At 69.7% G+C, this 14,341-nt stretch carries 12 protein-coding genes and 1 pseudogene; 1 reads left to right on the top strand and 12 read right to left on the bottom strand.

Annotated features, from left to right (window positions below; all coding sequences use genetic code 11):
• Nucleotides 1-133 precede the first annotated feature (133 nt).
• Nucleotides 134-394 (top strand): annotated as a pseudogene (locus LZ604_RS34410) (alpha/beta fold hydrolase); the annotation flags it as partial.
• Nucleotides 395-505: 111 nt separating this feature from the next.
• Here LZ604_RS34410 and LZ604_RS34415 read toward each other — a convergent pair.
• The 12 genes from LZ604_RS34415 to LZ604_RS34470 form a co-directional block, all read right to left on the bottom strand.
• Entirely contained in the window at nucleotides 506-1,924 is a 1,419-nt protein-coding gene (locus LZ604_RS34415; RefSeq protein ID WP_234520064.1) for an FAD-dependent oxidoreductase, read from the bottom strand.
• Nucleotides 1,921-3,120: an MAB_1171c family putative transporter gene (locus LZ604_RS34420; protein ID WP_234520065.1), complete on the bottom strand. Its 1,200-nt coding sequence runs from the start codon at nucleotides 3,118-3,120 to the stop codon at nucleotides 1,921-1,923. The genes LZ604_RS34415 and LZ604_RS34420 overlap by 4 nt, the downstream gene beginning before the upstream one ends.
• Nucleotides 3,121-3,125: 5 nt before the next feature.
• Nucleotides 3,126-3,707 carry a toxin-antitoxin system, toxin component gene (locus LZ604_RS34425; protein ID WP_308283714.1) on the bottom strand — a complete coding sequence of 194 codons (582 nt, stop codon included), beginning with the start codon at nucleotides 3,705-3,707 and terminating at the stop codon, nucleotides 3,126-3,128.
• Nucleotides 3,704-4,327 carry a hypothetical protein gene (locus LZ604_RS34430; protein WP_234520066.1) on the bottom strand — a complete coding sequence of 208 codons (624 nt, stop codon included), beginning with the start codon at nucleotides 4,325-4,327 and terminating at the stop codon, nucleotides 3,704-3,706. Before LZ604_RS34430 ends, LZ604_RS34425 begins: the two co-directional genes overlap by 4 nt.
• A gap of 261 nt (nucleotides 4,328-4,588) precedes the next feature.
• Nucleotides 4,589-4,996, bottom strand: a complete 408-nt coding sequence (locus tag LZ604_RS34435) for a hypothetical protein (RefSeq protein ID WP_234520067.1) — start codon at nucleotides 4,994-4,996, stop codon at nucleotides 4,589-4,591.
• Nucleotides 4,997-5,103: 107 nt separating this feature from the next.
• Complete coding sequence (locus tag LZ604_RS34440) at nucleotides 5,104-5,331, bottom strand: hypothetical protein (protein ID WP_234520069.1); 228 nt, start codon at nucleotides 5,329-5,331, stop codon at nucleotides 5,104-5,106.
• 276 nt (nucleotides 5,332-5,607) lie between these two features.
• On the bottom strand, nucleotides 5,608-6,066 hold the full coding sequence (locus tag LZ604_RS34445; protein WP_234520071.1) for an LppU/SCO3897 family protein: 459 nt from the start codon (nucleotides 6,064-6,066) through the stop codon (nucleotides 5,608-5,610).
• 415 nt (nucleotides 6,067-6,481) lie between these two features.
• Complete coding sequence (locus tag LZ604_RS34450) at nucleotides 6,482-8,989, bottom strand: acyl-CoA reductase (protein WP_234520073.1); 2,508 nt, start codon at nucleotides 8,987-8,989, stop codon at nucleotides 6,482-6,484.
• The gene (locus LZ604_RS34455) at nucleotides 8,986-10,152 is read right to left on the bottom strand and encodes a LuxE/PaaK family acyltransferase (RefSeq protein ID WP_234520075.1); all 1,167 of its coding nucleotides are present in this window, start codon (nucleotides 10,150-10,152) and stop codon (nucleotides 8,986-8,988) included. Before LZ604_RS34455 ends, LZ604_RS34450 begins: the two co-directional genes overlap by 4 nt.
• Nucleotides 10,149-11,285, bottom strand: coding sequence for a GNAT family N-acetyltransferase (locus LZ604_RS34460; protein ID WP_234520077.1), 1,137 nt, complete (start codon nucleotides 11,283-11,285; stop codon nucleotides 10,149-10,151). The genes LZ604_RS34455 and LZ604_RS34460 overlap by 4 nt, the downstream gene beginning before the upstream one ends.
• The gene (locus LZ604_RS34465) at nucleotides 11,282-12,571 is read right to left on the bottom strand and encodes an MFS transporter (protein WP_234520078.1); all 1,290 of its coding nucleotides are present in this window, start codon (nucleotides 12,569-12,571) and stop codon (nucleotides 11,282-11,284) included. Before LZ604_RS34465 ends, LZ604_RS34460 begins: the two co-directional genes overlap by 4 nt.
• A complete protein-coding gene (locus LZ604_RS34470; protein ID WP_234520079.1) occupies nucleotides 12,568-13,827 on the bottom strand; it encodes a phenylacetate--CoA ligase family protein in 1,260 nt (419 codons plus the stop codon). The genes LZ604_RS34465 and LZ604_RS34470 overlap by 4 nt, the downstream gene beginning before the upstream one ends.
• Nucleotides 13,828-14,341: the final 514 nt, after the last annotated feature.

The following is a 14,341-nucleotide window of genomic DNA, read 5'->3' on the forward strand; positions in this document are numbered from 1 at the left end:
CCACTGCGTTTCGTGCGGCCACCAGGCGCACGCGGACACGGTGGGCGCCCTGAACGTTCTACGGGCCGGGCTGGTCCGTCGCGACGCCGCACCGGCATAGCGAGAAGCCCCCTCGTTCACGAGGGGGAGGAGTCACACCCGGCCTGCAGCCTGGGGCGAGGTACTGGGACGCTTCGACGCGGGCGCGATGCATTTTGTCAAGGCTCCGGTACTGATCCTGAACGGCGAGAAGGACGTCGTCTTCCGGGCCGGCGAGGCGGACTTCGCCCGCGCACACCCCCACGCACGGGTGGAGTTGATCCCGCGAGCACGACATCTCGCCAACTTCGACGATCCGGACGCCTTCACCGATGCCGTCCGCCGCTTCGCTCAGCAGCTCTCCGCCGTCAGCTGATCGCGCGATCGCCGCGACCATCCGGTGTCCGGCCGGCCGTTTGGTCCCCGGCTGTGCATGACTGGGCCCGCGACGGCGTCAGCACGGACCCAGGCATGCTCTGCCGACGTGTCAAGCGGTGGCGAGTGCGCGGCGTTCCTCATCGGTGAGCGGGGGATGGGCCAGTTGGGGCTTGAGCGGGCCGCGGATGGCCGCTACGAGGGTGCTCGGTCGTGCGAGGGTGTGCGGGCCTGCCTCGAGTGTCATGACGTCGGTGACATCCCGGGCGACGCGACCGGAGCCGGTGGCCGTGTATATGAGCCGGTCCACGAATCGCGCCGCGGCTCTTTCTCCGAGTGTGGGTCCGTGGCGAGTGGAGCCGGGATAGAAGACGTCTGAACCGGCCGCGAAGGTCCAGGCCGTGTTGATGTGACGCGTGATGCCTTTCTGGATGCGTCGGGCGAGCCCTGGCGTGCCCCAGCCGTGACGGCGAACGGAATCTCTGAGCGTGACGGCGCCCAGCGCGGTGACGGACATGCCGTGGCCGTAGACGGGGTTGTATGCGGCGACTGCGTCCCCGAGTACGACGAACCTGTCCGGCATGGCGGTCTTTTCGTAGAACCGTCTGCGATTGACCGTCATGCGCGTGACCTTGACGTCGGTGAGGGGTGTGAGCTTCTCGATCACCTCGCCGACGATGGGGTGGCGGAGCCGAAGGGCGAAGGGCTGGAAGTCGTCGTTGCTGCCGGTGGGTTCCCCGCCTCTGGTGCCGGAGAGGGTGACAAGCCAACGGCCCTCCTCGATCGGCAGGATGACGCCGGCCTGCCCGGGGCCTGCCCCCCGTATCGTTGCCTGCACGTTGATGATGGGCCAGGCCATCCCGTGCGTCTTCTCGGGCGCGCGGTAGATCCGGCTGGCGTACACCAGCCCGGAGTCGACTTCGCGGACGGCAGGTTCCCGAACGCCGAGCTCGCGCAGCCATGTCGGGGTGCGCGACGCCCTGCCGCTCGCATCGAAGACCATGTCGGCGGTGAGGGTCTCCTCTTCTCCGCCGGCGCGGCGGACCCGTACGCCAGTGACGGTGGAGGCGTCGCCTGCCAGGCCCAGCACTTCGGTTTGCTGCATGACGGTGATGCGGCCGCGGGCGCCCGTGAGTACCTGGTCGCGGATGACCCAGTCGAGAAGGTCACGGCTGCAGCCGATCACGTAGTGGCTGTCGTTCCAGCGCCGGAACCACCCCTGTGGGCTGAAGGCCACCATCCCGGTGGTCAGGGGGATCCGTCGTGCGCCGTACGCGGTGAGGACCTTGACGGTGCCGGGAAGGAGGGTTTCGATGGCGTCCGCGCCGCCGGACCACAGCAGGTGCACGTGGTGCGCCTGGGGCAGGCACCTTCGCGCCACGGGGGCGTCGGGCAAGGTGTCCCGTTCGACGACGACGACGTCCGTCTCCCCGGCGAGTGCCTGCGCGGCGAGCATCCCTGTCAGGCCCGCGCCGATGATGACTGCTCGCCTGGGATTTCCGGGGGAGGGAACCATGTTGCTCGCGCTCATGACATCACGCTCTTTTCTTCGGCGGTCGCGGTCCGGTGAGCCGGCAGCGTGCCGGGGCCACGGCGTAGTGCGCGGGAGATCGACACAAGGTCTTGCATGCTCTCGGTCGGCAGTCGCAGTGGCTGTTCCGGAGTCCGTCGGCCGGTGGCGCGCATGTGCGAGACAGCGGCTGTGATGGTGATGGCATCTGCCTCGGCCGCGGCCGTGGCCGGGTCGCATCCGGCGGCGAGGTGGTGCTCCCTCACCTCTTCGCGCAGGGCGGCGTCCATGAAGGGAGCCGCCTGCCGCAGCGCGTCCCGGATCAAGGTCTGCCGCCGGGTCAGGCGCAGCTCGAGCGGGGCGAACCGGCCGAGAGCCACGGGCGCGGATGCGGCGGGGACCGAGTGCAGCGCCCGGGCCAGCGGGCCCAGAGCCCGGTACTCCCGGCCGGTGGTCCAGCGGTGGGAGAGGCGCTCCCCGACATGGGGCAGGATGAAGCCCAGCGCGATGAGCAGGCCGACCAGGGCGGCGATGAGCGGGGCGAGGTCGGTACTCATCCAGTCCAGGTCGTCGCGGCCGGTCCATCGGGCGACAACGGGCGTCAGTTTGACCACGTCGTAGATGAGGTTCATGGCGTAGCCGATGCCGAGGAGCACGACGCCCTTGTGCAGCCAGCCGGTTCCCCGTACGCGGCTTTCCCAGCTCCACAGAAGGGCGGACGTGATCAGGACCGCCGCCGTGTGCCCGAGGAGATAGAGCACGATCATCTCGCGCATGTAGGGCGTGTTGGCGTAGTAGGTGTCCAGGTCGCGCAGTCGCTCGACGTGGTGGTCGCCCAGCGCGAAGAGGATCCAGAGGGCGGAAAGGAGGGTTCCGTAGCTGCCGTACACCCAGTACCTGGCGCGGCGGATGCTCTCCGGCGGCCCGCCGCGCCACTTGATGATCAACAGCAGACAGGAGGCGCAGAAGCCGGTGAGCAGGCTGTAGACCCAGGGCGCCGAGAAGTTCGTGACACCTGTGATGTCGTTGACGGCGGCGATGGTGGGGGGCGCGGCGAAGATGAAGACACCGCATGCAGCCAGGAGCAGTCCACCCACTTGGCGCAGCAGCGGATTGCGTCCTGCCCGGATGACGGCCGGGAGCTTGTAGGCGAGCGAGACGACCAGGACGACCGCTGTGATGCTGTAGGGGTTGTAGGTGAGGTCGCGTATGTTCAAGGGGATCAGCCCTGTGGTCCGGGGTATCCCAGCGACGCATTGATGCGGCGCGCTACGTCGTCCAGGTGGCGAACTCCGGTGTCGTCGGCTTCGACCAGCCAGGTACGCATGTGGCTGCCCAGGAGAAGCCCGAAAGTCTCGGCCGCGACTTCCTCCACTTGCTGTGAGTGGCTGCGGGCCGCGACACGGCGGGCCACCTCCGGCCAGTCGGCCTCGGACGCGAGAGCCGCCCGGGCAGCCACCGCCGCGCCGCCGATTTCGTGCCCGCAGTGCCCGGCGTGCATGTGCCACAGTTCGTGTCCCAGGACGACGAGCTGGTGATCCGGGGCGAGACCCTTCTCGACGACCACCACGTCCTGTTCGGCCAGGTCGAGCCAGAGACCGGTCGTGCTGTTGGCGATCTCCTTGGGGAACTCCCGGATGTGCAGTACGACCGGTCTGCCCCGGCGGTGGCTCATGGCTGTGCACAAAGCCTCGAAGATGGTCCTCGGCTCCGCGGGGAGTTCGACTTGCCGTGTGACTGCTGTGCTGAGCTCGGACATCAGCTTGCGCTGGGCCTTGCCCACCGATCGCATGGCGGACCTCACCGGATCTCCTCCTGTTCCATCCGAGCCACGGTGTTTGCGACGCGCTGGAGGTCCTTGGCGATGCTCGCGACCATTCTGGTGACCTCTACCAGTTGGTCCCTGCTCCACTCCGAGGTCCTGCCGGCGATGTGTGCCACACCGAGGTCCTTCAATCTCTTCTCGGGGTCGGCCCGTACCTCCAGATCGAAGAGGACGGACTGGAGTTCCCGGTTCAGGGCGTCAGCCGGTGAGTCCGTGAGGAAGCCCGTTGATACACCGTAGAACTTGGCGAGATCATGACCGGCGACGATGCTGGGCTTGGCCTCTCCGGTCACGAGTTTGCGGGTCCACGTGGTGGTGGCGCCGATGGCGGCGGCGATCTCACGGATGTCGAAGGACGTACCCTGTCCGTTTCTGCGGGACTCGTAGAGGAACGTCACGCGGTGCCGCACCCGTGCCTCCGCCCCTTGGTCGTTGAGTTCCTGACCGTCGAGCAGGGTGCGCACCCCATCCTCGGAGACACCGGTTTGGTAGGACAGCCGGGCCGTGTCGAAGACCTCGTCGCGGCCGAGGCCGCATGACTCGCGCAGTTCCTCGATGCGGGCCAGCGTTCGGTGCAGGGGAGGGTAAGGCTCTCTCACGAGTCAAGCTCCCAAAGGCTGACGGTAGTTGGCTGTGGCTCGATGATGCGCGCTGCACCCGAACCTACGGGCTCCAACGATCGTAAGCCAGAGACGACAACGATCGTTTCCCGAGTGCGGGATCGATCTCCAAGGCCGTGCCGACGCGCCCGGGCCGCTTTGCGATCGAACTCTGGTCTCCGGATCTGGGCGTTGGTCTACTGACCTGGAGTGCGCGGCAGCGGCGGCAGGGCAGCGACTCCGGACTGGCGGCTATCGGCGTCATTTCGGGGACGACAGGGACTCCGGCGCGTAAACCTGCTGGTGGCCGCAGGGGAACTGAACCGTGGCGTATCCCCACTCGCTGATCACCGTCACCTGCCCGACCGCGTGGTCGGCCGGGCAAGGCGTCCAGCCCTCGAGGTCGTCGGGGTCCGTGACCTCGCCGGGGTGCCCATATGCCGAGTCGGGCGCGACTGTGTCACCGAGGGTCCACGGGCATTCCTTGAGGAGCGAGGACCGGGCGGCCACCGTCAGCTCCTCCGACCGGTAAGAGCCTGCGCCTCCGAGGGGGAAGTTCACCAGCACGTCGCCGTCGGCCGTGACCGTCAGTACGACGCCGACGGGGTCGTCAGCCTGCTCCGGGTCGTCGACAGGTGTGACGATGTCACCCTCGTGCCACCGACCCATTGGACTCCTCGGTCCGTCTGACCCTCCTCGGCCCTTCCAGCCTACGTGCCCCTTGACCCAGTACGCCGTACGGATTCCCCACAGGCCGTAGTCGACGGGGTTGTAGTTCAGGCGGCCGCCTGAACGGCGGCAGCCGGCGTCGTAGGCGGCCGCGGCGCCGCGCCCCTCAATGGAACGGTCGCTGCCGCCGCGCCGCCGGGGGCGCGGACGCGGGCTGCGGCACCGGCTCCGGCCCGCAGCGCCTGCCGGCTGTCGTAGGCGCCACCCAGCAGGCGCATCAGGATCGCAGCCGCACCGGGCCGGTCCTGGGGGCCTTTGGCCAGTGCCTCATGCAACCGGAGACCGTAACGGCTCGGACAGCGTGCACAGGTCGGGTTCGTGCTTCAGGGCACGGACCACCACCTCCCCGATGTCCCCCCGGAACGGCTCCTTTCGGTCGCTGCGAACAGGACCACCGCTCCCCGTGCGAACAACATGCGCCGCCGTGGGCATCCGTGTGGGCGCTGACGGGGTGCTTGCAGGGCCTTGCCTAGCTCGTGCTGCCGGTACTCCGGCCCGGCGGGTGTTCCCCTACGGCCTGTTCCTCCGCAGGGGCACACCAGCCGGTACGGCTATTTTTTGATCTGCGAGAGACAGAGGGTCAGAATCGTGACCTGGCGCCGTGTCTCCGTGTACTTGTTCTGACCGGGCTCGCACTCTCCCTTGACGTCGCCCGTGGACTCGACCCGGTAGGCGGCCGTGCTGTCGGAACAGCCGACGACCTCGAGTTCCTCGCTGCCGCTGCCCTTCTTCTTCATGCAGTCGCCGACACGAGCGGCGAAATCGCTGTTGCCGGTGGGTGCGCTGGGGGTGTGCGACTCGCCTTTCGTGGTGAAGTGCCAGATGCCCACGCATAGTGCGGCGATGGCGAATGCAAGGACCTTGACCAGCGGCGAGCGCGGATTGAAGCCTCTGGAAGGCCGCCGCGGTGCGGGCGGCTGGTGTCCATAGGGCATCTGGCCCTGAGGGTGCGGCTGGTGCGGCGGGCCGTAGGCCTGGTAGCCGCCCTGCGGCGGCGGAGGCGCGGACAAGGACTTCCCCTTTGCTTCCATGCGCACGTCAACTTGACGGCGGATCATGTAGGTTACCGGCCCTGTTCCAGGACGCGAATTGCGAAGGACCGGCGAACGGTGCTCATGAGGTGGCGGACGGCCCGTCGCCGAGGGCAGTACGGCCCCGGGGCCGTGACGACCAACTCCAACCGCTCGGCCGGCGGGGTGTGGGCCGCCCCAACTGACTTGCCTCTCGCGCAGACCCGCACCCCAGGCACCGCTCGATGAAGCCTTCGGACAGCGCGGGCATCATGGCGTGGCCCGTAACCCGCCCTGCCCACGGCCGGATACCCGCCCGCACGCTACGACCGGGCGGCACGGGCGCCCGGCGGATCCGGGCGGGGCTCGGGATCGCGCCCCGGGGCCACCGCCGCAGCCGCCCGGTCACATCGAACTACCGGCGCAGATCGACCACCGTGCGCAGCTTGCCGCTGGAGGCCGTGCGCTCGAACGTCTCCCTCGGCGCCGCCTCCACGGTGAACGTCAGCAGCTGCTCGGCCTCGGCCGAGGCCAGCTCGGCCACCTCCGCTGTGAAGGCACCCCGCGCGGCGGCGGCGTCGGAGACGTACTGCTCGTCGAGACGGACCGTGAGTTGCTCGCGACCGGGGCCGGGGGAGACCAGCAACTGAAGCTCGCCCTGGTAACCCAGCCGGTCCTGCGCCGCCTTCAGGAAACGCCGGTAGTTGAAGAAGTACGTGCCGACGCGCACCACGTCACCGTAGCGGCCGAGCAGTTCCAGACGCGGTACGTGGCTGCCGCAAGGGCACGTGCCCTCCACTGCGCGTCCCAGGTCACCGATCTCGTAGCGCTCCAGCCGCTGCCCGGCGCGCGCTCGCGAGGTGAACACCAGCCGGCCAGGCCGGCCCGGTGCCACGGGACGGTCCTCGTGCGGGTCGAGGATCTCCAGCGTGTGCAGGTCGGTCAGCACATGATGAACGGCTCCCTGGGACGCGGTGCACTGATAGCCCAGCGGGCCCAGATCGGTACTGCCGTACGCGGCCGAACGGATCTCCTCGACGCCGAACTCCTCGGTGAGCACCCGGTGTTGCTCGGCCGTGAAGTGCTCACCGCCGTAGAACACCGTGCGAATGCCGCCGTAGGCCCGCAGCCGGTCCGCCTCCGCGTGGAACAGCTGCCACAGGTAGGAGGGCATGCCGAACACGGTGTCCGCCTGGTGGGTGATCAGCGCTTCGGCGACCATGGCGTGGTCGGGCCCGGCAGCCATGGGAATCTGCGTGGCGTTCAGGCGTTCCAGGATGGAGAAGAAGCTGATGAAACTGCCGTACATCCCGCCGCAGTAGAACAGGTTGGCCGCTCGGTCCCGGCCCGGGTCGAACCCGGCGGCGAGCAGTCCGTCGGCGGCGGCGCGCATCTGGTTGTCGTAGTCGTCGCAGGTGAAGACCGACAGGGCGGGAGCGCCTGTCGAGCCGCCACTGCGGAAGTACAGGTGCGCGTACTCGGGCGCGAGCGACGCGAGCGCTTGCTGTACATCCTCCTTGCCCAGCAGCGGCCCGTCCGGCGACGGCGGCAGTACCGGTGGGGCCACGAGGTCGTCCAGGCAGGGCACCGCGCGGAACGAGGGGTCGGAGGCGCGCACGCTCACCCGCCGGCTGTAACGCTGCAACGCGTAGACGCCGTCGTGCGGTTCGCCCTCGTAGCCTTCCAGCATGGAGCCGACCGCGGTGACCCGGGTGACGCCCGCGGCGAACAGTGCCCGCGACAGCTCGGCCACGTCCGCCGGTCCGCCGCCGATGGCCGCGGTCTGCAGGTAGCGGCGCATCGGTCGCAGCGTCGCGATGACCGCGTGCCGGGGCAGCGGCTTCACCCAGACGCTGCGGTGCAGGGGTGAGGCGCCGAGGGCCGGACGGGTGTCGGCCATCACCCTCCAGGAGCCGTCTTCGGCGGTGATCACCCGGGTCAGGCCGAGGTGCTGTTCGAGCCGGGCCAGTTGTTCCACGGCCGTGATCTCGGCCTGCTCGGCCGCCTCCGGCAGCGGGGCCGGCCGAGTGTCGGAGACCTTCGCCAGCCGCTCGGCCAACCGCCCGGCGAGTGCGAAGACCTCCTCCTCGTCCTCGGTGTCGAGATAGACCACCTGCGGACTGGAGCACGCCTGCTGCTCGAAGCGGCAGACGTCCTCGGCGAGCGCGTCGAGCGTGGAGATCTCGGCCGCGGCATCGCAGGTCAGGTAGGCGAAGGAGATCCGGTGCCCCCACTCGACGACCCGGCAGCCGGGCGGCGCCAGGTCGCTCACCGACCGCACGGCGTCCTCGCCGCCCCACACGGCGATCGCATCGGCCTGCCCGCACAGCGCCTCGACCCACTCACGGCGCGAGGACGGGAAGTGCAGGGCCACGACCCGTTCGGTGAGGAGACCGCTCGGATCGGCGGTGCCGAGCGCGGCGAGCAGTTCGATGGCCAGCGGGCTGTCGCCGCTGCTGGCCTTGAGCACGTTGAGGTTCCCCGCCAGCAGGCCCTCGACGACGCTCAGCGGCGCCACGGTGGCGGCATTGCCGGGGGCGATATGCACCAGCAGGCCGACCGGGGCCCAGGCCTCGTACACCGTGTCACGGGCGTCCGGCCGCGTCAGCCGCTCCGGGCGCAGGCCCCCCAGCTCCCGGCGGAGCTTGCGCTCCAGGCCCTGCCGGGTGAGTGCCGCGGCCAGCTCCGCGAGGACCGCTTCGGCCTCGTCCGCGTGCAGGTGGCGCGCCAGCCGGACGTGCAGCGGGGATGCCGGATCGGCCAGCTCGGCGCCCACCACGGCGCAGGCGCCGATCACCACGTCCGTGGGCAGCGGACGCGCCAGGACGCGCCCGGTCAGCTCCGGCAGCGCGGCGAGCCGTCGTTTGGCCTCGGTGTCGTCGATGAACTCCCCCTGCCAGAGGTGGAGAGCGGAAGTGGTCACGACATTCCCTTCAGGAGTTCGGCGGCGGCGACCGCGCAACTACGGTTACGGCTCACTCCGGCCCTGCCGTGCACGGTGAACCAGTCGGTGGACAGCGGGCAGCCGCATTCCTCACCGGGGCGCAGGGAGGCCAGATCACCCATCACGACACTGTGCGCCGGCACCGAGGTGATGTACGGGCTGACCAGATGCAGGAAGCCGCGCTCCCCGTACGGCAGCGGACGCAGCGTCGCCGTGTCGCGGACGGCGGCACGTGACCACACCGGCACGTGCAGGCGGTGGTGTGCGCACTCGACGTACGGCACGCAGTGCTCGACGGAGCCGAAGGTGTCGCGAATGCGGTCCCCGGGGACGCCGAGGAGTTCGGTGACCTCGGCGTAGAACTCCTCCTTGCCGATCTGCCGGTCGGCGTGGCCCTTCCAGCCGCCGCCCAGCACCACCAGCGACCCCTCGGGCAGCCGCAGTGGCGGCAGCCCCATGGCGCTCATCCGCTCCAGGGTGAAGTGCAGGAACGCCGGGAAGCCCAGGATGCGCACGGGAGCGTCGTCCTCGGCGTACCGCTGGAGCGCCGCGATGCAGCCGTGCACGTCGAACTCGTGGCCGGTGCCGGTGTGGCGAAGCGCGTGCGTGGTGTGCCGGGCCGGGGCGAAGTCGCACAGGTAGTTGTCGGTGAAGGAGGTGCCCAGCTTCAGTGAGGGCGCGGGCTCGTAGCTGTACAGCAGATAGTTGACCGGCTGGTCGGGGGTGATCCAGCCGTAGTGATCGAAGATCCGGGCCACCATGCGCTGCGCCGAGCGGATGGTCCACTCGTCGAAGAACATCTGCGACTTCTGGCCGGTGGTACCCGAGGAGGTCAGATGCAGGAAGACGTCGTCGCGGGGGATCGACAGCACCTCGTGGCGCTTGAAGAAGGCGGCGGGCACCAGCGGGCTGCGCACCTGCTCGCCGACAGTCGGTGCGGGACTCTCCGGTGGGTCCTGGAGCAGGTTGGCGAAGAACGGGGAGCGTTGCGCGTGCCAGGCGTTGGCCTCGGCCATGGCGGCGGCGAACAACGCGTCGGCCTCCGGGCCGGTGGCGTACGGCGACGCGAGGTCGCACAACCGCTGTACGTGGCTCAGTTCCGCCGGGTCGGGGACCTCGACGGGAGCGAGATGGGGGTTCATCGGGACACCTCGTGAAGGGGCAGATAGGTGGAGGTCCAGGCGCTCAGATAGGCGCTGAGGTACGGCTGGAGCAGCGTGCTGACGGCCGTCCTCCTGAAGTCGATCTGACGGCTGGTCCGGGACAGCACCACGTAGTCGTGGAAGCGGTCGCCGATGGGCCGCATCGCCGGGTACACCGCGCTCGGCACGAAACCCGAGGAAAGGAAGACCTCCAGGGCCTCGGTGTCGGCCAGCGGCAGCAGCGTCTCGGCGTAGTCCGCGCCTGCCCGGGTGACCGCCGCCATCAGCGCCTCCAGCGCGCCGGTCACGGCCACCGGATGCGGATGCACCGCGACCAGGGCGCAGCTGCCCGCCACCGGGTCCAGGTCGGCGTACGCCTCGAAGCCGCCGTCGGCTGCGACCAGCACCGCGTTCGGCGTGTGCAGAGGGAAGAAGCGGTCACCCGCGTCGGGGAAGTGCTCCAGGAAGCGACGGCGAACGAAGGCCGGGGCCGCGATCAGCTCGATCGGCTCGGCACCCGCGGTGCCGCGTGCCGCGGGGCGGGTGGGAACCCGTCGGGTCCCCTCATAGTCGATGCCGATGCCCGACGACGCCGCGGACAGCAGCGCCGCGACGCGTTCCGGTACGCGCTCGACCGGGGCGCGGCGCTCCAGCACGCCGTCGGCGTAGCGGGCGAACAGGGCCAGACTCTCGCATCCCTCGACCTCGACCGCGTTGGGCATCAGGCCGAGCGGCCGGAAGCCGTTGCGCACCACGACGTGCTGCGGACCCTCGGTGACGACGCGCACCGTGGCATATACCGAGTCGAGCCGGCCGGTGCCGAACGCCTCGTCGCACACCGCGCCCGTCAGCCGCGAGGCCAGTCCTCCGCCGCGGTGACCGGAGCGGACGGCAAGGCCGACGAGCTTGCCGATACGGCTGCCCGCGTCGGTCTGCACGACGGCGGAGCCGACCAGATCGCCCAGGTCGGTGCGCGCGGTGAGCCAGTGCGCGGTGCCGTCGGTGATCAGCCGGCGCATGACAGCCGGGTCGCTGCCGAGCGGAACCGGGTAGCCGTGCCCGTACACATCGAAGTACAACTGCCGGAGCTCGGCGATGTCGTGGACCGCGGCCGGCGTGAGGACGACGTTCACGACGCGTCTCCCGTCAGCGCTGCCGGCTGCGCGAGCCGGGCGGGCTGCTCCGGTTCGGCGTGGTCCGCGCGGCGGCCCAGCCACCACAGGGCCACCGTGACCGGGAGCAGACCGGCACCCTGGACCAGGCACAGTGTGCGGGCCGTCAGATGGTCGCCAAGTGCGCCGAAGACGAGCGAGGAGACGGGAAAGGTGGCGCCGAGCAGCGCTTGCATCACCGCGAAGAAGCCCGGCTTGTCCTCGCTGGGCACCCGCCGCTGGAACAGCGCCACGAACCGGACGCCGATCACGCCGACGCACCAGCCGACGACGGCCAGCGAGCCGACCACCACCACGTGCCCGGTGAACAGGCCCGGCAGGGCGAGCGCGCCCGCGATGGCGGCCAGGCACGCGCTGCCCACGACGATCGCACGACCCGGAAGGCGCCCACCGGTGAACGACCCGACGAGGGTACCGGCGCCCAGTGCGGCCTCCAGCACGGCGACGGTCGAGCCGGTGGAGTGCAGGACACCCCGGGTGTACAGGGGCATGACGACATAGACGGCGGTGGTGAAGACATTGGCCGCGGCGAAGCAGACCAGGACGCGGCGGACGAACGGCAGACCGGCCAGAATCCGGCGCAGCGTACGCGGTCGGGGTGCACCCTCGCTCCCCGGTCCCTGTACCGCCGTGGCATGCGGGAATCGGGCCGAGACGATGAGCGAAGCCGCCAGCAGGTAGGCACCGGCGCATCCGGCCACCACGCCCGCCAGCCCGCCCGTGTCGACCACCAGGGGGCCGAGCAGACCCCCGGCGAGCCCGGCCAGCGACTGGGTGGACAGTTCGAACCCGGTGGCCCCCTCGATGTCGGCGTCGTCGACCAACTCGGGGACCGAGGTCGTCAGACACGGGTCGAAGACCGCCTGGCAGGTCGCCAGCGCCAGCCCGGCCGCATAGGCCGCGGCCATGGGCAGCGCGACGGTGTACGCCCACACAGCCGTGGCGGCGGCGACCAGGCCCGCGGCGGCCGTCGCCATGGCCAGCACCGTGCGATGGGCGTGGCGCTCGATGATGCGCGCCACGACGGGGGCGAGTACCACCGCCGGAAGGGTGCTCACCGCCAGGAACAGGCCCGATTCCAGTCCCCGGTGGTCGCCGCCCGCGAAGCCGACGAGCCACCAGACCGCGCCGACCTGGAACATCCTGCCCGCCGCCTGGCTGAGGACCTGCCCCGCCCAGACCCTGCCGAATGACGGGTTGCGCAGCACCAAGGGCAGACGCCGCACACGCGGAACCCGTGCGCTCATGAGTGCGGCCGTTCGTCGACCACACGGATCAGCTTGCCGGTACGGTTGTTGACCTCCAGGTCGCGGTGCCGTACCCACTCGATGGCCAGGGGGTTGACGTACCCGGCGGTGGTCGCGCTCGCGTAGAGGGGACGCTGCGCCAGAACCGCCTTGGTGATGGACTCGCCCAACGCGGCGTGTCGGTGGGCCGGTTCGCCCGTCGCCAGGCGCAGGATCAGGCCGTCACGGCCGTCCTGACGGCGTACCACGAGTTGCAGCCCGCTGACCTCGCCGGTCGCGTCCGTCGCCGTGACGATGTCGTGCACGTCCTGCGTGTACAGCGAGACGGGGCCGACGCGCACACCCTCCTCGGCCCGGCCCAGGATGCGGAACATGCCCGCGTCACGGTCCACCCATGCGGCACGGTCGCCGGCCGGGTAGCGCAGCACGGGCATCAGCCGTCTGCGGAGGTCGGTCACGACCAGCCGTCCCGGCACGCCTTCGGCATCGACCGGCAGGTCGTCCTCGTCGAGGATCTCGACCGCCGTGTAGGGGGTGAAGGCGCGGTGGACTCTCGGATCACTGCCCGGCACGGCTTCACCGAGCAGTCCGGCGTCCACGCTCGCGTAACCCAGGGACCGTGCCTCGGCCTGGGGGAAGGCCGCTTTCAGCAGCGGCAGTTGGTCGCCGAACAGACACTCGCCGCCGAAGAAGAGGAGCTCCACGTCCGGCAGCGTGCGACCGGCAGCGGTGAGGCGCTCGGCGAGAGAGCACAGCGTGGTCGGCGTGCCGGCGACGATCTGCGCCCCGAACTCCTCCAAAGTGGCCGCGGTGGATTCCCAGGGCGCCGCGCCACCGAGGGGCAGCCGCACATTGGCCACCGGAGAGCGGTGCAGCGAATCGAGAATGAAGCTGAAGCTGGCGTAAAGGTCACCGGCATAGAACAGGTCGGCCACCCGGTGACCGGGACGCAGCCCGGCGGTGACGAGTCCGGCACCGAACGCGGCGGTGAAATCCCGCCATTCCGTGCGGGTGTAGTAGGAGAACTTCGGGGAGCCTGTCGTACCGCCGCTGCGGAAGACGACCGCTTCGTCCAGTGGCGCGGTCAGCAGCCTGTTGTGACGGGGCGAGTTGGCCTGCCAGAAGTCCGCCTGCGGCACCACCGGAAGATCCGTGAGGTGTGCCACACGGTCGGGAAGACGAGCGTAAAGCTCCTGGTAGAAGGGCGAGTTGTGACGCGCGAAGCGTATCAGCTCCGCGAGAGGTTGAACGGGCATCAATTCCTGCTCGAAAGGCGGTGCTCGGCTGAACCCGTCGACAACCGCAAAGGCTGACGCGGTTCGGCGGAGGCAGTGTACGGAAGTTGTTTCATTCCGAAACTATGGAGAACCTGTCACTGATGGTGTGGTTCAGCGGAGCGCCCAGGGAATTCACGGCGGCGCTGCACACTATGAAGCTATCTCACCATTCGAAACACGCTTGCGTCAACTCGTGGAGCTGCTAGTCGGCTTGGGCTCGAACGCACGGTGACGGGGATCGGAGGTGGCCGGTTCCATCCGCGATCGAGACGGTCGTCACAGAAGGCGGCTGGCCCATAAGGAAAAGTTGAGCGTTCCAAAAATGACGTTTGTGACTCCTCCCCCGGCTGAAGTCGGGGGCTTCTCGTTACGCCGGGTTGGCGTCGCGACGGACCAGCCCGGCCCGTAGAACGTTCAGAGCGCCCACCGTGTCAGCGTGCGCGTGGTGGCCGCACGAGACGCAGTGGAACTTCTGCTGTGTGGGCCGGTTCTC

It is taken from the genome of Streptomyces glomeratus, assembly GCF_021462825.1.
In the GTDB taxonomy this organism is placed as follows: Bacteria; Actinomycetota; Actinomycetes; order Streptomycetales; family Streptomycetaceae; genus Streptomyces; species Streptomyces glomeratus.